This window comes from Paenibacillus sp. EPM92 (genome assembly GCF_016586185.1).
GTDB lineage: Bacteria > Bacillota > Bacilli > Paenibacillales > NBRC-103111 > Paenibacillus_G > Paenibacillus_G validus.
Genome location: NZ_BCPS01000024.1, coordinates 36,599 through 55,359, shown reverse-complemented (window position 1 = coordinate 55,359; position 18,761 = coordinate 36,599). Strand labels below are relative to the sequence as shown.

Annotated in this window: 21 protein-coding genes, 1 tRNA gene and 1 pseudogene; 17 read left to right on the top strand and 6 right to left on the bottom strand. The window is 51.4% G+C overall.

Features of this window, described 5'->3' with window-relative positions; all coding sequences use genetic code 11:
- Window positions 1-20 precede the first annotated feature (20 nt).
- On the top strand, window positions 21-500 hold the full coding sequence (locus tag JMF85_RS04545; RefSeq protein ID WP_127605344.1) for a DUF4446 family protein: 480 nt from the start codon (window positions 21-23) through the stop codon (window positions 498-500).
- On the opposite strand, the gene yyaC is transcribed toward JMF85_RS04545, so the two are convergent.
- Complete coding sequence (yyaC, locus tag JMF85_RS04540; protein ID WP_201317827.1) at window positions 475-1,104, bottom strand: spore protease YyaC; 630 nt, start codon at window positions 1,102-1,104, stop codon at window positions 475-477. The genes JMF85_RS04545 and yyaC overlap by 26 nt on opposite strands.
- A 179-nt stretch (window positions 1,105-1,283) precedes the next feature.
- Here yyaC and JMF85_RS04535 point away from each other — a divergent pair, with 179 nt between their 5' ends.
- From JMF85_RS04535 to JMF85_RS04520, 4 genes are all read left to right on the top strand, one after another.
- On the top strand, window positions 1,284-1,523 hold the full coding sequence (locus JMF85_RS04535; RefSeq protein WP_054796106.1) for a putative Se/S carrier protein: 240 nt from the start codon (window positions 1,284-1,286) through the stop codon (window positions 1,521-1,523).
- 18 nt (window positions 1,524-1,541) lie between these two features.
- Entirely contained in the window at window positions 1,542-2,468 is a 927-nt protein-coding gene (locus JMF85_RS04530; RefSeq protein WP_127605338.1) for a mechanosensitive ion channel family protein, read from the top strand.
- Complete coding sequence (locus JMF85_RS04525; protein ID WP_201317826.1) at window positions 2,469-2,702, top strand: DUF951 domain-containing protein; 234 nt, start codon at window positions 2,469-2,471, stop codon at window positions 2,700-2,702.
- Window positions 2,703-2,775: 73 nt separating this feature from the next.
- Window positions 2,776-2,866 (top strand) — tRNA-Ser (locus JMF85_RS04520).
- A 642-nt stretch (window positions 2,867-3,508) separates the two neighbouring features.
- On the opposite strand, the gene JMF85_RS04515 is transcribed toward JMF85_RS04520, so the two are convergent.
- The 3 genes from JMF85_RS04515 to JMF85_RS04505 form a co-directional block, all read right to left on the bottom strand.
- Window positions 3,509-4,963, bottom strand: coding sequence for a SulP family inorganic anion transporter (locus JMF85_RS04515; RefSeq protein ID WP_141336311.1), 1,455 nt, complete (start codon window positions 4,961-4,963; stop codon window positions 3,509-3,511).
- 327 nt (window positions 4,964-5,290) lie between these two features.
- Entirely contained in the window at window positions 5,291-5,542 is a 252-nt protein-coding gene (locus tag JMF85_RS04510) for a hypothetical protein (RefSeq protein WP_054796138.1), read from the bottom strand.
- Window positions 5,543-5,615: 73 nt separating this feature from the next.
- Complete coding sequence (locus tag JMF85_RS04505; RefSeq protein WP_127605334.1) at window positions 5,616-5,801, bottom strand: YjzC family protein; 186 nt, start codon at window positions 5,799-5,801, stop codon at window positions 5,616-5,618.
- A 249-nt stretch (window positions 5,802-6,050) separates the two neighbouring features.
- Between JMF85_RS04505 and rpsF the strand changes: the two genes are divergently transcribed.
- The 3 genes from rpsF to rpsR are packed head-to-tail and all read left to right on the top strand — an operon-like array spanning window position 6,051 to window position 7,207.
- On the top strand, window positions 6,051-6,335 hold the full coding sequence (gene rpsF / locus JMF85_RS04500; RefSeq protein WP_054796110.1) for a 30S ribosomal protein S6: 285 nt from the start codon (window positions 6,051-6,053) through the stop codon (window positions 6,333-6,335).
- A gap of 38 nt (window positions 6,336-6,373) precedes the next feature.
- Window positions 6,374-6,868 carry a single-stranded DNA-binding protein gene (ssb, locus tag JMF85_RS04495; RefSeq protein ID WP_054796111.1) on the top strand — a complete coding sequence of 165 codons (495 nt, stop codon included), beginning with the start codon at window positions 6,374-6,376 and terminating at the stop codon, window positions 6,866-6,868.
- Between the two features lie 48 nt (window positions 6,869-6,916).
- Window positions 6,917-7,207 carry a 30S ribosomal protein S18 gene (gene rpsR / locus JMF85_RS04490; RefSeq protein ID WP_127605332.1) on the top strand — a complete coding sequence of 97 codons (291 nt, stop codon included), beginning with the start codon at window positions 6,917-6,919 and terminating at the stop codon, window positions 7,205-7,207.
- Window positions 7,208-7,264: 57 nt separating this feature from the next.
- Here the strand turns inward: rpsR and JMF85_RS04485 are convergent, their stop codons facing one another.
- On the bottom strand, window positions 7,265-7,870 hold the full coding sequence (locus JMF85_RS04485; protein ID WP_127605330.1) for a pentapeptide repeat-containing protein: 606 nt from the start codon (window positions 7,868-7,870) through the stop codon (window positions 7,265-7,267).
- Window positions 7,871-8,092: 222 nt separating this feature from the next.
- On the opposite strand from JMF85_RS04485, the gene JMF85_RS04480 reads away from it, so the two are divergent.
- From JMF85_RS04480 to JMF85_RS04445, 8 genes and pseudogenes are all read left to right on the top strand, one after another.
- Window positions 8,093-8,509 carry a CBS domain-containing protein gene (locus JMF85_RS04480; protein ID WP_127605406.1) on the top strand — a complete coding sequence of 139 codons (417 nt, stop codon included), beginning with the start codon at window positions 8,093-8,095 and terminating at the stop codon, window positions 8,507-8,509.
- A 58-nt stretch (window positions 8,510-8,567) separates the two neighbouring features.
- A complete protein-coding gene (locus tag JMF85_RS04475; protein ID WP_127605404.1) occupies window positions 8,568-8,870 on the top strand; it encodes a MazG-like family protein in 303 nt (100 codons plus the stop codon).
- Window positions 8,871-8,875: 5 nt separating this feature from the next.
- A complete protein-coding gene (locus JMF85_RS04470) occupies window positions 8,876-9,808 on the top strand; it encodes a DUF2232 domain-containing protein (protein WP_155615368.1) in 933 nt (310 codons plus the stop codon).
- A gap of 94 nt (window positions 9,809-9,902) precedes the next feature.
- The gene (locus tag JMF85_RS04465; protein ID WP_155615367.1) at window positions 9,903-11,864 is read left to right on the top strand and encodes a DHH family phosphoesterase; all 1,962 of its coding nucleotides are present in this window, start codon (window positions 9,903-9,905) and stop codon (window positions 11,862-11,864) included.
- Window positions 11,861-12,303: pseudogene (gene rplI, locus JMF85_RS04460) on the top strand (50S ribosomal protein L9). The gene JMF85_RS04465 and the pseudogene rplI overlap by 4 nt, the downstream one beginning before the upstream one ends.
- Before the next feature lie 228 nt (window positions 12,304-12,531).
- Window positions 12,532-13,890, top strand: a complete 1,359-nt coding sequence (dnaB, locus tag JMF85_RS04455; RefSeq protein WP_054796114.1) for a replicative DNA helicase — start codon at window positions 12,532-12,534, stop codon at window positions 13,888-13,890.
- Window positions 13,891-14,230: 340 nt separating this feature from the next.
- The gene (locus tag JMF85_RS04450; RefSeq protein WP_127605324.1) at window positions 14,231-15,514 is read left to right on the top strand and encodes an adenylosuccinate synthase; all 1,284 of its coding nucleotides are present in this window, start codon (window positions 14,231-14,233) and stop codon (window positions 15,512-15,514) included.
- A gap of 226 nt (window positions 15,515-15,740) precedes the next feature.
- The gene (locus tag JMF85_RS04445; protein WP_141336452.1) at window positions 15,741-16,424 is read left to right on the top strand and encodes a hypothetical protein; all 684 of its coding nucleotides are present in this window, start codon (window positions 15,741-15,743) and stop codon (window positions 16,422-16,424) included.
- 46 nt (window positions 16,425-16,470) lie between these two features.
- Here the strand turns inward: JMF85_RS04445 and JMF85_RS04440 are convergent, their stop codons facing one another.
- Entirely contained in the window at window positions 16,471-16,731 is a 261-nt protein-coding gene (locus tag JMF85_RS04440; protein ID WP_054796116.1) for a hypothetical protein, read from the bottom strand.
- A 464-nt stretch (window positions 16,732-17,195) separates the two neighbouring features.
- Here JMF85_RS04440 and JMF85_RS04435 point away from each other — a divergent pair, with 464 nt between their 5' ends.
- Window positions 17,196-18,650, top strand: coding sequence for a peptidoglycan DD-metalloendopeptidase family protein (locus JMF85_RS04435; protein WP_236595737.1), 1,455 nt, complete (start codon window positions 17,196-17,198; stop codon window positions 18,648-18,650).
- Window positions 18,651-18,761 lie beyond the last annotated feature (111 nt).

Below are 18,761 nucleotides of genomic sequence, written 5' to 3'. Positions count from 1 at the left end.
ATACATATGGGGGAACGAAGATGATTATTCCGGTAGAGGTTGTATTCGTAGCAGCCGCAGCAATCATGGTTGTATTTATGATCATCGTCATCACGCTATGGGTCAAACTGAATAAACTGAGAACAAAATATATGGCCATGCTTAATGGTACCGGCAGTATGAACATGGAAGAGATTATTATTGATCTGCAGCAGAAATACAATGATTTGAAACGAAGCAGTGAGGCTGCCGATCAAACGGTTCAGCGAATTCGCGAGCATCTTAACCGTATGAAATCGCATGTCGGTATTTATCGATACAATGCTTTTGCAGAGAGCGGCAGCGATCTTAGCTTCTCAGTTGCAATTGTTGATGAACAAAAGAACGGAGTCGTATTAAGCGGAATACATAACCGGGAGCAAACGTATGTTTATGCGAAACCGATTGAGCAAGGACAATCGAAATATACGCTATCACCCGAAGAAAAAGAAGCGATCAATCGATCTTTACTAAAGGAATAGGGACCCAGCGCTGTCTCATAAGAAGTGCCGCGTGTATCGCTTTGGAAATCGTTTCTGACATCGCCATGACGAGGCTCAAGCGCGTGTTCTGCAAGACGAAGTATTCCATGAAGCCGCCTACGTTCACGATGCCTGTTACATGCATATTGCCTACCGGAGGCAGCTCTTTATTAACGCCCGCGCCCGGTTTGACAGGACCATCGCCGAGCTGAATACAGCCGACACTTGTCAATTGTCCCAGACAAGCATCGATTGCAATAATAAACGGATTATTAAAATGCTGGTAGATCGTCGTTAATGTTTCGCTGAGATTCATGGCATGTACGGGATGATCCAGGGTACCGTAAAGATGAATACCTTCCGATTGAAGCTTCTTTAAATGAGTGCCGACGAGAGGGCCCAGTGAATCTCCAGTCGAACGATCGGTACCCACACAAACAATGACGATCGGTTGGTGGGCGGGAACCGATTGTATGAATTTAAATAAGGCTTCAGATAAGAGCTCTATGCAGTTGGATTCGGAATGCATGACTTTTATGGCAGCAGCTGGGACTTGCTCTTTCGATTTGTCTGGGGATGGCTCTTTGGAAAATGGCAGTTTCATCACAGGTTCCTCCTTAGGGGAGTAAGATTGGAAAGGCTAGCAACATCTGGAATCAGTAGAGTGTTACTAGTATACGGATCGTAGGAACGTTTTATACGTAGTATTGGGAAAAGAATCGACCGTAACGGGGGAAGCAACCGAGTCTAGTAAAAGGTTAAACAAGAAGGAGGCCGGCTGCTATGATGCTGATGGCGTTCGATTCGACTCAGCAAGCATTGCGAGCGGAGATGCTGCTCGAATACGCAAATATCGAGAACGATATGTGTCCGACTCCCAAAGAAATCACGGCGGGCTGCGCGCTATCATTAGAATTTCCCGCTGAAGCGCTGGCCGAAGTGCAGGAGATTATCCGAACGGAGTCGGTTGAGATCCGAGGCATTTATTTCAAAAAGAATGGAATGTATGTTACGATAAGTTAAGCAAGGAGGGAGCTACTTATGTTTCAAATCCATCAATCGCTGCAAGCAGATGCAGCAGCTCTGAAGGATTGGAAGCAGACCTGGATGCACATGCAAACCCAATTGCTGGAGTATGTATCCAATCCCGAAGTTTGGATCGGTTTATTCATGGTCATTCTCAAAATCATTCTTATTTATATAGGTGCACGTTTAGTTGTGAAATTGGCTAATTCAGGACTTCAGCATTTATTGACAGCCAGGGAAAAAAGTCCGTTGAAATTCGACTCGCGGCGTACGAAGACGATCGGCAAGCTGGTCGGCAATATTGTTACGTATGTCGTCAATTTCATCATGATCTTGATGATATTAAGCCAATTTAACGTCAATCTTGGCCCGGTCCTGGCAGGCGCCGGCGTTGTCGGGCTTGCAATCGGTTTCGGTGCGCAGAGTTTAGTGAAAGATGTGATTACCGGTTTTTTCATTATTTTCGAGGATCAGTTTGCAGTAGGGGACGTAATCCAAGTCGGGGCTTTTAAAGGTACGGTCGAGGAAATCGGACTGCGTGTAACGCGTCTAAAGAGTTGGACAGGCGAGGTACATATTATACCGAACGGAACGATCAATCAAGTAACGAACTTCTCTCTGTATAACTCATTGGCCGTTGTTGATGTATCTGTCGCTTATGAAGCCGACATCGATCAGGCGATGCGTATATTGGAAGAAGTGGTAAATAAAGTATACGAAACGAACGTAAATATGGTGAAAGAGCCGGAGGTACTAGGGGTACATATGCTCGGTGCTTCCGAGGTGACCTTGCGGGTAACGGGGGAATGTAAGCCCAACATGCAGGTGGCCGTATCCCGCGAGCTGAATGCGGCGATCAGGAAAGCATTTCAAGCCGCTGGAATTGAGATCCCTTATCCCAAGGTCGTAACGTATCAACGAAAGGAGGCGGCCGGAACCTAAATGGAGAGAAAACAATATCAGCTGGGCGATGTCGTACAAATGAAGAAGCCGCATCCGTGCGGCACCAACGAGATGGAGATTATCCGGATGGGGATGGATATTCGAATCAAATGCGTGGGCTGCAAACATAGCGTGCTTGTACCGCGCTCGAAATTTGAAAGCAAGCTGAAGAAGGTGCTTCGTTCAACGGCCGTTGAAGATCACGGGGATGCAGCTAAAGAAACATTGGATTAAAAAAAGTTATTAAAATGGCTTGCATTTTTCTTAAGTGCTGTGCTATTATATTACTTGTCCCTTTTGGAAATGCGGAAAGGTACCCAAGAGGCCCAAGGGGGCTGACTCGAAATCAGCTAGGCGGCGCAAGCCGTGCGTGGGTTCGAATCCCACTCTTTCCGCCACTTACATTAACAATTACAGCCCTTCTACGGATTAACGTAGAAGGGCTTTTTCGTATGTTGATGATGGCCTTTTACGACATGAGCGGGGCAATCGAGGACGGTTGTAAACGCCTATAAAGCGCTTTCTAAGGAATATATTTGTACGGTTTGATAATTTGCTTGAGAAGGGCGAATAAACCCGTAAGCGGGCCGCTAACGCGTCTCTGATGCGTCTGAAGGTGGATAGGGAAACTCCAGGTTGAACGATAACGAAATAAAGCGGTACAATCCCCCGAGAAGCACAAAGGTGATGGCAGCTAAGAGCAGACAAATCATGCTGCAGCCAATGAGGAATAAGGAAGAGTCGAACTTCATGGAAGCGGAATATAAGCTGTGTCGTCCGAGGGGAAGGGGGCTGTGCTGTAACCAAAACAAAAAGATATCCACATGTGGATAAATATCGAATAGGAAAGGGGCTCGTCTAAGAAGTTAAGTTATTCACATGTGGATATACAACAGAGATATTCCATCACGGCGATACTGTGGATGAACTCGAGCACAAACATAAACCCGCACACTCTTGTTGGCAGAGCGTGCGGGTTTCGTGTATGACCAGTATGAGGTGAGAGGGCGGGGTGGTGGTTGACACTCCGCCTATTCGATTTAATGTCCGCCGGATGAAGCGGTTAGACCGACTTTGTCAATGAGCCGCTGGCTTTCTTCATTTAATCCGACAATGACGACTTTCTTATCCAGTTGTTCATATTTAGCAACGACTTTGCCGATGGCGGTGACGGCGGAGTGATCCCATACATGCGATTGGGAGAAATCGATCCGGACCGTATGCGGGTCCTGCTGGTATTGAAATAAACCGACGAAGGAATTCATCGTCCCGAAGAACAATTGGCCGGATAACTTGTAAAGTATGCTGCCATCCGGCAGCAGAGTAGTGGCGGAGCGAATTTTGGCCATTTTCCAGGCAAATATGACTGCACTGAGCACGACGCCGGCAAACACGCCTTTGGATAAGTCGTGGGTTGCAACAACAATCGCCACCGTGACGATCATGACGAACGTGTCGGTGCGCGGGATTTTCTTCATCTCGCGCAAGTAGCCCCAGTCAAAAGTCCCGATCGATACCATAAACATAACGCCGACAAGCGCGGCCATCGGAATTTGCTTGACGACGTCACCCAGCACGATAATGAGGAAGAGCAGAAACAGTCCGGCCACTAACGTGGACAATCTCGTGCGGCCCCCGGATTTAACGTTTATTACAGATTGCCCGATCATGGCACAGCCGGCCATCCCGCCGAAAAAGCCGGTGGCGATATTCGCGATGCCTTGTCCTTTCACTTCTCTATTCTTGTCGCTGGTTGTATCGGTCATCTCATCAATGATCGTTGCGGTAAGCAGCGATTCCAAAATACCGACGATAGCTAACGAAATGGAGTAGGGTAAAATAATCCGGAGCGTATCCAATGAAAACATAACTTGCGGAATGTGGAAGACCGGCAAAGAGCTTGAAATGCGCCCCATGTCGCCAACCGTATTCACATCCAGGCCGAGTCCGATTGTAAGGACTGATACGACAATAATGGCTGCCAAGGCGGACGGAACTGCTTTGGTGAATCGCGGCAGCACGTAAATGATGACGAGCGTAAGCGCCACCAAGGCATACATGATCCAGCTTTGTCCGACGAAATGGGTCAGCTGTGCCATAAAGATCAGGATGGCGAGCGCATTGACGAATCCGGTCATAACCGAATGGGGAACGAACGTGACGAGCTGCCCTAACCGAAACAATCCCATAAGGATTTGCAAGATGCCGGCGAGCACGGTAGCCGCAAACAAGTATTCGATCCCATGATCCTTGACGAGATTCACCATCAGCAAGGCCATAGCGCCTGTAGCCGCGGATATCATCCCGGGTCTTCCGCCAACGAAAGCAATAATGACCGCGATACAGAACGAAGCGTAGAGTCCAACCATCGGGTCCACACCTGCGATAATGGAGAACGCAATCGCCTCCGGAATTAAAGCCAACGCGACCGTGATACCGGATAAAATGTCGCTCCGCGTGTTGGAAAACCAGGTAGTATTCAGTTGTCCTTTCAAAATTAGTACTCCTCCTTATACATGTAGAATAATGACTTTCCACTCTCAGAAAAGTCGGGGCCGATGTGTATAAGATGAAATTATACATAAAGAAGAAGAAATTCTCGATTTAGCCAATCTCTATGTAAGCGGAAAAAGTATCATCATGCTCCCGATTTCTTTGAAATTCAGCAAAATTCGATCCATTTCTAATCACTTGTGGGGAACATGCTCGCAAGCAAAAAGGATGCTGCCGGAGAAAACAGCAAACAGCAAGAAAAAGACTGGCGTCGACGCACAGCCTTTTTTGCTTTAGACAGAGAAACGGCAACGCAGCGCAATGGCTCATTAACGGTGCCGAACTTGGCGGTAGATGGAAAAACGATCAATGACATACCCGATAGCGGCCCAGGAAAGGGTAGTTAAGACGTAGAGCAGCAGCGGATTCACATCCGTATATGTAAAAATCGGATAGAACCATGCCGGAACGCTTAGGGCATAGAACAGCAGGTAAACCGGGTCGTATTCATGACCGATGTAATGAACTAAACATAAGGCGGCCCCGATGATTGTACAGATCGCCGTGATTTTATATTTCATAGGAAAAACTCCTTTGCCGAAATAGTTTGAAGGTAACCCCGCCTGCAGCGCAAACGGGGGTGAGGCCTGGCAATTAACCACGGAACACTTTTTTCCATTTCCGGTTATGATTTTTGGTGTCGGGAAAGGATTCGCCTTTCTTGAGCTTGATGATTTTCGGATCGTTGATGCCCATGTGAAAAGCATCTTCTCCGACTTCCATATATTCGCCGTCATTCGGGGCTTTATCGCCGGGACGGAATTGACTCCATTCACCCATGACAGGTGGTCACCTCCTGTTGGTTGATGTAAGATTAGAATTTCCGTTCGAATCCCTAACCATGAGGCTTAATTATTGCCAAGTCGGAGAGAGACGTCGGTTCTAGGCGAAGAATGCCGCTTGCTTTGCCGAACCATTTTTGCTATAGTATTTAGGTGCGAGTTTTGACTTAAGCTTTCTCATTCCTCGCTCCTTGCTTCTGACGGTACAAGCCGATTCAGGGGCCATAGTCCAAAAGGAGGTGACAACATGCGCAAATATGAAGTAATGTACATCATCCGTCCTGATCTTGAGCAGGAAGCTGTTCAGGCTACGGTGGAGAAGTTCCAAAACATCATCAACAACGGTGGCGAAATTACGAAGCATGACCTGATGGGTAAGCGCCGTCTTGCGTATGAGATCAACAAGTTCCGTGACGGTCATTATGTGTTGGTGCATTTCAACGCAAACAATGACGTTGTGAGCGAGCTTGACCGCGTAATGAAGATTTCCGACGAAATCATTCGTTACATGATCGTTAAAGACGTAGCTTAATTTATGCCGTGTAACGGCTAATCCGGGAGGGAATGCGGATGTTGAATCGTGTAATTCTGATCGGAAGACTGACACGTGACCCTGAACTGCGCTATACCCCGGCAGGTGTGGCTGTAACCCAGTTTACGCTTGCGGTAGATCGACCTTTCTCTAACCAAGGGGGCCAGCGGGAAGCTGATTTTATCCCGGTCGTCACTTGGCGTCAACTGGCGGAGACTTGCGCGAATTATCTTCGCAAAGGTCGTTTGGCCGCTGTGGAAGGCCGCATTCAAGTGCGCAACTACGACAACAATGAAGGACGGCGCGTATACGTGACGGAAATCATTGCTGATAATGTGCGTTTCCTGGAATCGGCGAACAGCGCTAACCGTGAAGAAGGCGGACCGGCAACGGGCGGCGGAGGAAATTATGGCGGCGGCGGTAGTGGCAACGGCGGGAACCGTGGCAATTTCGGCGGAGCACGCGACAACCAAGATCCGTTCCAGGATGACGGTCGACCGATTGACATCTCCGATGATGATTTGCCGTTCTAATGCGGAACGGATTGGAATGAATCTAACGTAGAAAGGAAGGATAACAACATGGCATTCGAAAAAAGAGAACGCTCTGAAGATCGCGGCGAGCGCGGCGAAAGAAAGTTCAGCGGTCGTGGCAAAAAAGGCGGCAAGCGCCGTAAAGTTTGTTACTTCACCGTAAACAAAATCAAGCACATTGATTATAAAGATATCGAAACGCTGAAGAAATTCATTAGCGAGCGCGGCAAAATTTTGCCTCGTCGTGTAACGGGTACTTCCGCGAAATATCAACGCGCTTTGACGATCGCGATCAAACGCTCCCGTCAAGTGGCTTTGCTTCCATACACAACGGAATAACGTTGGTATAACGAAAGACAGTCGGTTTTCCGACTGTCTTTTTGTCGTCGCTGCATATTAGTCGACTTTCGCCCCATAGGAGCGGGCGAAAGCAATGGCTTGCGCCGTATCCAGCCGAGCGCCCTTGATATCGAAGCTCTTGAAATCAACGCCGTCGAGCACGGCCCCCCGCAGGTCGGCGCCCTGCAGCCTTGCTTTCGCCAAGTGGGCCCGGGTGAGGTCCGCGTCACGCAGGTCCGCTTTATCAAGCTTGGCGTCGTACAGATCGGCTTCGACGAATCGAACGCCGCGAAGCTGCTGTTTGGATAATTGAACGAGTCGTAAGCTCGTATAAGACCAGTCCCCCCGCAGGATGGTAATGCCGTCCAAATTCGCTTCGGTAAAGTCGGAGCCGACCATTTTGCATTCCTGAAATTTGGCGACGAACAGGTTGGCGCTTTGAAACCGGCAGTTGGTAAATGCGCTCCGTTCATGCGTCGAGGCGTTCAAGGCCGCGCCGGAAAAATCGCAATCGATAAATTGGCTGCCGCTCGTGAGCACCTCCTCCATCCGCGTTCCGCGAAACCGGCACTTCGTAAACGTACAGCCGCGCAGTTCGCCTTCCCGCAAATCTTTATGGCTAAAGTCCACCTCGTTGTACGTTTGATCCGTGTATAGATACATGACATCATCTCCTGATCCTTATTGTACAAAGCGAAGCGCACAGAAAGCAATTTCAGAAGGGCAAGAGAAAGGGAGCGGGCAGCTTCTGGGAGCGAAAATTATTGGCATAAATGAAGGGCCGGAATGGCTCCCGTTATTTTTCAACGAGGGGCCTAACGTGATATGATGAACAGGCGGAGGTTTCGGCGTCCGCGATTGATAGAGAAAGGCTGGGGAGATCGATTGAATATCGCTTTTTTCTTAGTACCCAAGGATCAGGTCATTTATTTATCCCCTCATTCTACGATGCGGCAAGCGTTGGAACGGATGGAATACCATCGCTATTCGGCCGTTCCGCTAGTCGATGAGCATGGCAAATACGCCGGGACGATCACGGAAGGCGATCTGCTCTGGAAGCTAAAGCGCTCACCTGAAATCGGATTTGACAACGCGCATAAAGTTCAGCTCACCGAGGTGCCGCAGCATATGGCGATCAAACCGGTACGCATCGACCAGCAGATGCAGGATTTGATTACGCTGGCGACCAATCAGAACTATGTGCCGGTCATCGACGATAATGAGGTGTTCATCGGAATTATCCGACGCAGGGAAATCATTGATTATTGTTTCAAGCTGTGGCAGTCGGAACAAAAGGCATAGAATATGTGGTATAATTAACAAAAGCGCCCGGTGTAAGGGGAGAAGCGGCATGTCGTTTATGGATAAGGATGTCGATTTGGCCAAGCGGGCCAAAATTATCGAATGGCTAAAGACCGAATTGGTCGATCAAATGGCTCATTTGTTAAAGGGGATTTGGGAAGGCAGCCATCATAAAATTATCGACGGATTGGCCAGCCTCGTGGCCTGTAGTTACATTTTGGGGCGCCGGCTCGGCATCTCGATGCGCAGTCTCGACGAAGCGGTGACCGATAAGATGAAGAAGCACCGTGAGGAAGGACATCAGTTGGAAGAATGGTATGGCGATATCTCCGCTTTGGAAGATCATTTGCGTAAGAGGTGAAAGGGTTGGAAGAAACACAAAAGCCGCGAATGCTCGGTTGGAGCATCGTTTATATCGTATTGCTTTTATCGCTTATGGCGCCGTTGCTCAACTTGGTGACGTTCTTTTTCCTGCTGGTGCCGGTCCTCGTGCTGTATGTGCGATTAGGGACGAAGTCGTTCTTGATTCACTATTTGGCCAGTTTGGCGATCGTTTACGTCTTGGTCTCATTTCTGCTAATCGGATGGATCGGAGCGATGCTCGTATCGGTTTCTCTCTTCTTGCTGCCTCCGGTTATTCAGATGGGCAATTTGTATAAAAAGCGTGCTCCCGCTCGTTCCGTATTGAACGCAGGAGCCGTAACGCTGCTGATCGAACTGTTGATCAGCTTGGTCGTCGCGCACCTGTTCGGTTTGAATCCGGTAGGCGCGATGAAACGGTTCATGATCGATTCATTCAACCTGTACTCCCCGCAGATGAAAAGCCTTATGGGGGTCGATATCGATACCATCGTTCATTTATCGGTGCAAATGCTGCCGATGTATATGATCACGTTCTCTCTCTTGTATGCCGTTATCTCGCATGCGGTGACGCGGCGCGTCCTGGTGCGGTTAGGAGAGTCGGTTCCGGCGTTCCGTCCGATCAAAGACTGGAAGCTGCCTAAATCATTCATCTGGATCTACGTCGTGGCCCTTGTGCTTGAACTGTTCACGAAAGATATGGAATCGACGCTGTTTACGGTAGTCTTGAATTTGCTGCCCTTGCTTAGCACGGCATTCGCGATTCAAGCGATTTCTTTTCTGTTTTTCGTTGCGCATATGAATCGTTGGAACAAGACGCTGCCGATTGTCGGAATCGCGCTGTTGCTGTTGTTTCCTCCGTTGTTCTTTTTGTTCAGCCTAATTGGCGTGTTCGATGTAGCGTTTCCTATCCGTGATCGTATAACCCGCAAAGAGTAGAAACGCCTATGAGCCGCGATATGCGTGCATCGGCGTCGCCTTCGGCTGCGGAGAACTCAGCCGTGTGCGATTATTCATGATTGGAGCGAATGAAATGCCGAAGTTCCTGTTGAAACGATGGCACGGTATGCATGTATATTGGCTATTTGCCCTGCTGCTTGTTCTGATTCTCACTATATCTTGCTTTGTTTGGCAGCTTGGGGTGGTTGCCCTGGTTGTATGCGGCGTTCTGGCCTACTACACGTTTCGGGCGGAACGAGCGTTTCGCCAGGATTTAACGCATTACGTGAGCACGCTGTCCCATCGGGTGAAGAAGGCGGGGAGCGATGTCATTCACGAGCTGCCGGTCGGCATCTTGCTGTACAACGAAGAGAAGACGATCGAATGGCATAATCCGTTCGTTGCCAGAATGCTCGGCAAGGATACGCTGATCGGGGAGCCGCTGCTGGAGCAATTTCCCGGGCTGAAGAACCGCAAGGAAAAGGAACTGAAGCTGGAGCTGACTCTCGACAAGCATATTTATGAGGTTCAGATCAAGCCGGAGGAGCGGTTGCTTTATTTCACGGACATCACGATTCTTCGTACGCTTCAGCTGCGCAACGAAGAGGATCAGATCGCCATGGGCATCGTCATGATGGATAATCTCGACGAAGCGACACAGGGCCTGGACGACCAGACGCGCAGCATTATGATGGCCAAAGTGACGGGGGAAATTACCGAATGGGCGCAAAAGCATCAGATCTACATCCGCCGTACGGCTTCCGATCGATACTTCCTGGTGGCGGATCATAAAGGGTTAAAAAAGCTCGAACAGTCGCGATTTGAAATATTGGACGAGGTACGGGACATCACCATCGAGAACAAGCTGCCGATGACGCTTAGCATCGGCATCGCGTCGGGAGCGGGGTCGCTCATCGAGCTCGGTTTATGGACGCAAACGAGCCTTGACATGGCGCTTGGCCGCGGCGGCGATCAGGCGGCGGTGAAGGTCGGGGAACGGCTGTCGTTCTACGGCGGACGTACGAATGCGATCGAGAAGCGGACGCGGGTACGGGCAAGGGTGATCTCCCATGCGCTTCGCGATCTGATCAAGGAAAGCGACAACGTGATCATCATGGGCCATAAGATGCCCGATATGGACTCGATCGGGGCGGCGATCGGGGTGCTGAAGATGGCGCACGTCAGCAATAAGGAAGGGTATATCGTGATTGAGGGCGTCAATCCATCTATCCTGAAGCTGATGGAGGCGATCTATGAGGACGAGAAGCTGAACCGCTGGTTTATTACGCCGGAGCAGGCGATTCAGATCACGACTTCGCGGTCGCTCGCGGTTATCGTCGATACGCATCGGGCGACGATGACGTCGGAGCCGAGGGTGCTGCAGTTGACGCAGCGCAAAGTGGTCATCGATCACCATCGCCGGAGCGAGGAGTTCATCCAGGATGCGACGCTCGTCTATATGGAGCCTTACGCATCCTCAACGTGCGAGCTTGTGACCGAGCTGCTGCCTTATTTTGATGAGCGTCTTACGATGGGCGTGTTGGAGGCGACGGCGCTGCTCGCCGGTATCGTGGTGGATACGAAGAGCTTCAGCTTGCGGACGGGCGCACGTACGTTCGAGGCGGCTTCTTACTTGCGGCGGAACGGGGCCGATTCCTCGTTGATCCAACGGCTGTTGAAGGAAGATTTGGATCACTATATTAAGAAGTCCGAAATTATTAAGAATGCGGTGGTCATCTTCGACCATGTTGCGCTTGCCGTCACGGAGCCCGGACGTAAATATTCTCAGTTGATCATTGCCCAAGTTGCTGATACATTGTTAACTATGACGGGAATTATGGCTTCATTTGTTATCAGCGAGCGTCCGGACGGCTTGATCGGCATCAGCGCCCGTTCGCTCGGACAGATGAATGTACAGCTCGTGATGGAACGGATGGGCGGCGGCGGTCATTTGACCAACGCGGCTACGCAATTGGAAGGCACGGTGGCGGAAGCCACACAGCGGTTGAAGCAAATTTTAAATCAGATGCACGCGGAGGAGGGGCTTTTCGAATGAAGGTCATTTTACTGAAAGATGTTAAGGGCCAAGGCACACAGGCGATATCAAAGAAGTTTCCGAGGGCTATGCGACTAATTTTTTATTTAAACAAAATTTGGCGGCGCCGGCCAGCGATTCAGCTGTGAAGGTGCTGGATCAGCAGAAGAAAGCGGAAGAACGTAAAAAGGCGCAGGAGAAGGCCGACGCTCAAGAGCTCGGCCGGAAACTCGGCGAGCTTACCGTGCAATTGAAAGCGAAATCGGGCACGGACGGCCGCTTGTTCGGCGCCGTGTCCAACAAGCAGGTGGCGGAAGGTCTTGAGAAGCTCGGCATCAAAGTAGACAAGCGCAAGATCGTGATGGACGACCCCATCCGTACGCTCGGCGTCACGGAAGTAGTCGTGAAGCTGCACCCGGAAGTAACCGGGAAGCTGAAGGTGCACGTGACCGAAGAGTAAGCGTCGTACCGTAGGGGAAACGGTATGGGGTGTTAGCTGGTTCGGGAGTGTGGTCGATCGTTAGAGAAGCGACGGACGGCCGCCCCCGGCGGCATTTGCGCGTAATGCGAGCCGGTGCAATAGGGCCGGCTCTTTGTCGTTAAGGGGAGAGGAACGCCAGCCCTGGCTCTGGCTAGGGCACCGCTCCTTGCCCCTGGGTAAGCATGGGAAACGGGAGGACACCATCGGATGAACGAGAATCTGTTTATGGATCGCATACCTCCGCAAAATCTGGAAGCCGAGCAGGCGGTGCTCGGCGCGATTTTGCTTGACGGGGACGCGCTTGTAACGGCCATGGAGCGGGTGAGGGACGAAGACTTCTATCGCGGCGCGCACCAGCTCATCTATGAAGCGATGATCGAGATTGCCGAGGCGAACGAGCCGGTTGACCTGGTCACGCTGACGGCCCGGCTGCAGGATAAGCAGCAGCTGGAAGAAGTGGGCGGAATCACTTATTTGTCGGAGCTCGCCAATGCGGTGCCGACGGCGGCTAACGTAGATTATTACGCGCAGATCGTCGAAGAGAAGTCGATGCTTCGCCGTTTGATTCGCGCTGCGACGCAGATTGTCTCGAACGGTTACGCGGGACAAGATGAAGTCGGCATGCTGCTCAGCGACGCCGAAGCGCGTATCATGGAAATTTCCCAGGCCCGTTCGGGTTCGGGTTTCATTGCTATCAAAGACGTGCTGATGGAAGTGTTCGATAAGGTTGAAACGTTGTTCAATCAGAAGGGCAGTACGACCGGGGTCAAATCGGGGTTCGTCGACCTGGATAAGATGACGTCCGGCTTCCAACGCTCCGACTTGATTATCGTAGCAGCCCGTCCTTCTGTAGGTAAGACGGCGTTCGCGCTCAATATTGCGCAAAATATCGGCGTCCGCGAGAAAGAGACCGTCGCCATCTTCAGTCTCGAGATGGGGGCGGCCCAGCTCGTACAGCGGATGATTTGCGCCGAGGCGAACGTGGACGCCGGCCGGCTGCGGACAGGCTTCCTGGAGCCGGAAGATTGGGAGAAGCTGACGATGGCGATCGGCTCACTATCCGAGGCGAATATCTACATCGACGATTCGCCGTCGGTGACGGTGGCCGACATTCGGGCCAAATGCAGACGGCTCAAGAAGGAGAAAGGGCTCGGCATGATCCTGATCGACTACTTGCAGCTGATCCATGGCCGAGGCAAGGGCGACAACCGGCAGCAGGAAGTTTCGGAAATTTCGCGTACGCTGAAGCAAATTGCGCGTGAGCTGAACGTGCCGGTTATCGCGCTCTCGCAGCTTAGCCGGGGCGTGGAACAGCGGCAGGACAAGCGTCCGATGATGTCGGACTTGCGGGAATCCGGTTCGATCGAGCAGGATGCCGATATCGTCGCGTTCTTGTACCGGGACGATTACTACGACAAAGAGTCGGAGAAGAAGAACATCATCGAGATCATTATCGCCAAGCAGCGGAACGGCCCGGTCGGGACGGTCGAGCTGGCGTTCCTGAAAAACTTCAACAAGTTCGTCAACCTGGACCGTTCGCATCAAGAACCGGCGGTGGCGTATTAATGCGCGCCTTTCGTCGTATGCTTGCGGGAGTAAAGGCGAACGATGCGTATTGGCCTCGGCGACAGCCGGGGCTTTTTTGCCGTCCGCGGCGCTATTCGGCGTCCACTGGGGTTCAAAGGCCCAAGCCGTAAACCGGCATGATGCGGTCTGAAGCCGAATAGGAGCAGGCAGGAGTATGAACTGTTGGCTGCTTGGTGAACATTTTCCGAACGTTGTATTCCGAGTATACGAAATCGTTCGTTTTTATTGACTTTGGTTTAGTGTACTGCTAAACTAGTCATGGTGTCATGCGCCTTCAGGGCAAATCATAGGTGGTTTCCACCTCACGGGGGTAGTGCGAATGTCAACGGTAGTGGTTGTCGGAACCCAATGGGGAGACGAAGGAAAAGGAAAAATTACCGATTTTCTGGCAGAATCTGCAGAGGTCGTAGCTCGTTACCAAGGCGGTAACAACGCGGGGCATACGATTATTATTAACGATAAGAAATATAAGTTGACGATGATTCCGTCGGGTATTTTTTATCAAGATAAAGTTTGCGTAATCGGCAATGGCATGGTGATTAACCCGGGCGCGCTGCTCGAGGAAATTCAATATATTCATGATAATGGGTTCTCAACGAAAAACTTGCGCCTCAGCGATCGTGCGCATGTGATTATGCCCTACCACCTGCTGCTTGACGGTCTGGAAGAAGAGCGCAAGGGCGATAATAAAATTGGAACGACCCGTAAAGGGATCGGCCCATGTTATATGGATAAAGCGGCGCGGAACGGCATCCGGATCGCGGATCTGCTCGATGCGGAGGAATTCGAACGCAAGGTTCGCCTTCTCGTTGCGGAGAAAAATGTATTGATCGAACAAGTTTACGGCTCCAAAGGCCTCGATGCCGATTCGATCGTCCAGGAGTATCTCGGCTACGCCGAGAAGCTGCGTCCGTACGTCACGGACACCTCCGTCGTGCTGAACGATTTGATCGACGCCGACAAGAAGGTGCTGTTCGAGGGCGCCCAAGGCGTTATGCTCGACATCGACCAAGGCACATATCCGTTCGTGACTTCGTCCAATCCGTCGGCAGGCGGCGTATGTATCGGTTCCGGTGTCGGTCCGACCAAGATTCATCAAGTTATCGGCGTGGCGAAATCGTACACGACTCGCGTCGGCGACGGTCCTTTCCCGACAGAGCTGAACAACGAGATCGGCGACTGGATTCGCGAGAAGGGCCATGAATACGGCACGGTAACCGGCCGTCCGCGTCGCGTCGGCTGGTTCGACAGCGTCGTCGTGCGTCATGCGCGCCGGGTGAGCGGCATCACCGGCTTGTCCTTGAACTCGCTGGATGTGCTGGCTGGACTTGAAACGGTGAAAATTTGTACGGCGTACAAATACCGCGGCGAGGTGATCGAGCATTACCCGGCCAGTCTGAAGATGCTGGCGGAATGCGAAGCGGTATACGAAGAGCTGCCGGGCTGGAACGAAGACTTGTCCGCCGTACGCAGCTTGGATGAACTGCCGACGAATGCGCGCCGTTACATCGAGCGTGTTTCCGAGCTGACCGGCATCCCGATCGCGATCTTCTCTGTAGGCCGCAACCGGGAGCAAACGAACCTGGTTACCCCGATTTATTAAGTCGAAGAAGGAACGGGCGAATAGCGGCCCGTTCCTTTGTTTTTTATCTCGATCTATTCGGTTGTCGCCTCGATTTCCGCCCCACGACCAGAGGATGTTATCTTTCTTAGAAAAACAGGAGAGGTTCAACAGCTCAGTTTCTGTACGCAATCCGGTTGGTTTCCCAGAAAAAGGTCAATACTAGAGCTTAGAGACCTGCTATGGGCGCGAATGGGAGTGAGCTGAATTGAAAGGGTTAAAGTGGTTGATGAAATTGGCGGTTACGGCTGCGGTGACCTCCATATGCTGTGTGGCATTAACGTTTATGGCCGTAAACACGTATGTCGATCTGGTGCTGGAGCAGCTGCACATCCAGCGTCCGGCGACGGCGAAGATAGGGTGGGGGTCGTTCTTCAACCGGTTCACGACAACCGTGGGGTTCGGCGCGGGCGGCGGAACGAACGAGATGGCTGTGGATGAGCCCAAGGATGCGGCCGTATCGGCGAACGTGAACCCGGATTCGACGGAAACGGGCTCGAAGGAGAACCAATCCGGTTTACCTAGCGCCGGCAAAGCGGAACGGACCGATCCTTACCGGGTACCGGAGGATGCGGTTGCGGTTTGGGGACAGCAATCGGTCAAGGAGCTGGAGGGCGTGTCCGGAGACGAATCTGGCGCTGCGGAAGACCGGAAAGTCGTCGTGTCGAGCGAGGAGTTCACGAAGAAGAAGGAGCAGCTGTCGGAGGCGGATAAGGCCAAAGTATTCTCGCTGCTTGTTTCGCGCATTCCTCAGCAGGACATGCAGACGATTTCGCAGCTCATGGAGGACGGCTTGACCGCAGCCGAAATCAAGGAGCTGGAACAGCTGCTGCAAAAGCATTTGAAACCCGAGGAATACCGCGATTTGCTGGCCCTCATACAGACGCCCTGACCGCTTCTTGAAAAGCGTCAGGGCGTTTTTCTTCGTTATGCCGTTCTTACAGGATTCCACCGAAGCGGCTGATGGTATCTTCGGCCTGTCTTCGTCGTGACGATTCGACAAGGAGCTGCAAGAGCCCCTCGTCTTGCCCGCCGGAGAGGCCGGATTGAAAGGAGTCTCCGGCCCATTCCGGGTACGCATGATCGCTCCCGGCACCGTTCGGGCACATCATAAGATGGATGACGCCTTGCTTGCGAAGCGCGTCCGCCGCTTGCTCCATCTCGCTCCGGCTGCGGAACGCCGCTGTTAAAGTTTCCATCGCTTACCTTCACACTCCTGCCATGATTCCCTCTTGAAAATTGACATAGTATGCAGTTTTGTTGAAAAAGGTAGAGTCCTTGTGGTAAATTTATTAGTGTTGTTAATATGGATATGGTTATTGTTCCAATTTTAGGTGTTTTTATGTGCAGGTCGTAAGCAAACCTAAGTTGAAGCGGTGCGGTTTGAAGTTCACGCGCCGATTGTCAACTAGAGAGTCCCGAGAACAGTATTTGTTCAGAGATACCAGGGTATAGGTTCTCTTAAAGGGAGTACGGCGCTTTCCGGCTCTTCAGGGCAAAGAAAGCGACGATGGTTCGAATGCGGCAAAAAACGGCTTAAAAGGAGAAAAAGATGACAGTTTTCAAGGGAAAGGATCGGTTCAAGAACCTTTTGGACAAGCTTCGGACAAAGGGCTCCGGGAGTCGGTCAAGCAGCTTGACTGAGGACTCTAGGACGAAACCAATGGATCACGACGCCAAGCAAACGCACGTTACGATAAAAGAACGCATCCGTCTACATAAATGGTTGGTCGTCAAGTCGGCCGCTGCTTTCGGATTCATGATCGCGGTGGTCTGGAGCGGACATCAGTACGTACAAGCCAGTGTGGTTGATTACTATGAAGTATATGCGAACGGGGATTCGGTCGGGGCTGTCTCCGATCCGGCCAAGGTCGAACAATTCAAGCAAGCGAAGCGAGATCAGTTGACGAAGATGACATCGGATGTCAGAGTTGTCGTCAACGAGCCTAGGATTGAATTAAAGCGTGAAAAGGCTTTCAACAAACAGCCCGACGATCAGGCGGCGCTGGATCGATTGAATCCCTATTTCACGGCGTATCCAGTCGGCGTACAGCTGTTGGTGGACGGCAAGCCGATGGGGGTGTTGAAGGACGAAGCGGCGGCCAAGCAGCTGCTGGAACAGTTGAAAGCGAACGCCGTCAGCGCGCTTAGCCAGAAGAAAGAGTCCGGCAAAGTCGGCATACTATCGGCTGATGCGAAACAGGCTCCGGTGCAAACGGAGCTGCTGAAGGCCGATTTCGTGCAGCAGGTGGACCTGAAGGAGATCAAGATCGATCCGGATGAGCTAACCCCTCCCGACGAGCTTCGAAAGAAGCTGGAAACCGGCGACGTGCAGCCGACGAAATATACGGTGGAGGAAGGCGACTGCGTCTCCTGCATTGCGAAGAAGCTGAATATTCCGAAGCAGGTTATTTATCAGAATAACCCTACGATTTCGAACGATATGATCAAGGTAGGCCAGCAGCTCGACCTGACGGTGCTGCAGCCGACGCTGGCCGTGCGTACGGTGGAGAAAGTCGTTGAAAATCAAGAGATTCAGTACGAAACGGAATATGTGCAGGACGATAGTATGAAGCTCGGTATAACCGAGACGATAGCTGCCGGCAGGAACGGGATGAAGAAAGTAACCGTGCAGCTCACCAAGGTGAACGGCATGCTGGAAGAGGAAGAGGTTCTTAGCGAGGATATTGTACAAAATCCGGTCAAAGCGGTCGTTAGACGGGGAACGAAAGTCATTAAAGGCGAGGGTACGGGCAAGTTTGCCTGGCCGGTCGTTTCCGCTTCAATCACGAGCACATTCGGTACCCGGTGGGGCGCTTTCCACAAAGGAATCGATATTACGGGAAATAAGAACATTCTGGCGGCGGATAACGGCAAAGTCGTGGCGGCCGGCACGAAGAGCGATTACGGCAATTATATTATTATCGATCATTTGAACGGATACCGTACCTTGTATGGCCATATGAGCAAATTGTTAGTCACCAAGGGCGCGATTGTCGAGAAGGGCGAAAAAATCGGCATTATGGGCAGTACGGGAGATTCGACCGGGGTCCATTTGCATTTTGAAATTCAGAAGAATGAATCGCCGCAAAATCCGCTGAAGTTTTTGAACCGTTAGTGGGGGAAAGTTGCGACTAGACAGAAATCGGGGGCATGGAAGGTGCAGGAAATACTGCGCCTCCATGTCTCTTTTTGCTTAGAGTTATGCTAAAATAGGTAGAATAGATAC

What these genes read in the sequence shown, in the direction of transcription:
- ssb (WP_054796111.1), top strand. Translation starts at nt 6,374, where the DNA reads ATGTTGAATCGTGTAATTCTGATCGGAAGACTGACACGTGACCCTGAA.
- JMF85_RS04450 (WP_127605324.1), top strand. Translation starts at nt 14,231, where the DNA reads ATGTCAACGGTAGTGGTTGTCGGAACCCAATGGGGAGACGAAGGAAAA.
- JMF85_RS04435 (WP_236595737.1), top strand. Translation starts at nt 17,196, where the DNA reads ATGGATCACGACGCCAAGCAAACGCACGTTACGATAAAAGAACGCATC.
- JMF85_RS04505 (WP_127605334.1), bottom strand. Translation starts at nt 5,801, where the DNA reads ATGGGTGAATGGAGTCAATTCCGTCCCGGCGATAAAGCCCCGAATGAC.
- rpsR (WP_127605332.1), top strand. Translation starts at nt 6,917, where the DNA reads ATGGCATTCGAAAAAAGAGAACGCTCTGAAGATCGCGGCGAGCGCGGC.
- JMF85_RS04475 (WP_127605404.1), top strand. Translation starts at nt 8,568, where the DNA reads ATGGATAAGGATGTCGATTTGGCCAAGCGGGCCAAAATTATCGAATGG.
- JMF85_RS04535 (WP_054796106.1), top strand. Translation starts at nt 1,284, where the DNA reads ATGATGCTGATGGCGTTCGATTCGACTCAGCAAGCATTGCGAGCGGAG.
- JMF85_RS04440 (WP_054796116.1), bottom strand. Translation starts at nt 16,731, where the DNA reads ATGGAAACTTTAACAGCGGCGTTCCGCAGCCGGAGCGAGATGGAGCAA.
- JMF85_RS04485 (WP_127605330.1), bottom strand. Translation starts at nt 7,870, where the DNA reads ATGTATCTATACACGGATCAAACGTACAACGAGGTGGACTTTAGCCAT.
- JMF85_RS04525 (WP_201317826.1), top strand. Translation starts at nt 2,469, where the DNA reads ATGGAGAGAAAACAATATCAGCTGGGCGATGTCGTACAAATGAAGAAG.
- JMF85_RS04465 (WP_155615367.1), top strand. Translation starts at nt 9,903, where the DNA reads ATGCCGAAGTTCCTGTTGAAACGATGGCACGGTATGCATGTATATTGG.
- dnaB (WP_054796114.1), top strand. Translation starts at nt 12,532, where the DNA reads ATGAACGAGAATCTGTTTATGGATCGCATACCTCCGCAAAATCTGGAA.
- JMF85_RS04545 (WP_127605344.1), top strand. Translation starts at nt 21, where the DNA reads ATGATTATTCCGGTAGAGGTTGTATTCGTAGCAGCCGCAGCAATCATG.
- JMF85_RS04530 (WP_127605338.1), top strand. Translation starts at nt 1,542, where the DNA reads ATGTTTCAAATCCATCAATCGCTGCAAGCAGATGCAGCAGCTCTGAAG.
- JMF85_RS04510 (WP_054796138.1), bottom strand. Translation starts at nt 5,542, where the DNA reads ATGAAATATAAAATCACGGCGATCTGTACAATCATCGGGGCCGCCTTA.
- rpsF (WP_054796110.1), top strand. Translation starts at nt 6,051, where the DNA reads ATGCGCAAATATGAAGTAATGTACATCATCCGTCCTGATCTTGAGCAG.
- yyaC (WP_201317827.1), bottom strand. Translation starts at nt 1,104, where the DNA reads ATGAAACTGCCATTTTCCAAAGAGCCATCCCCAGACAAATCGAAAGAG.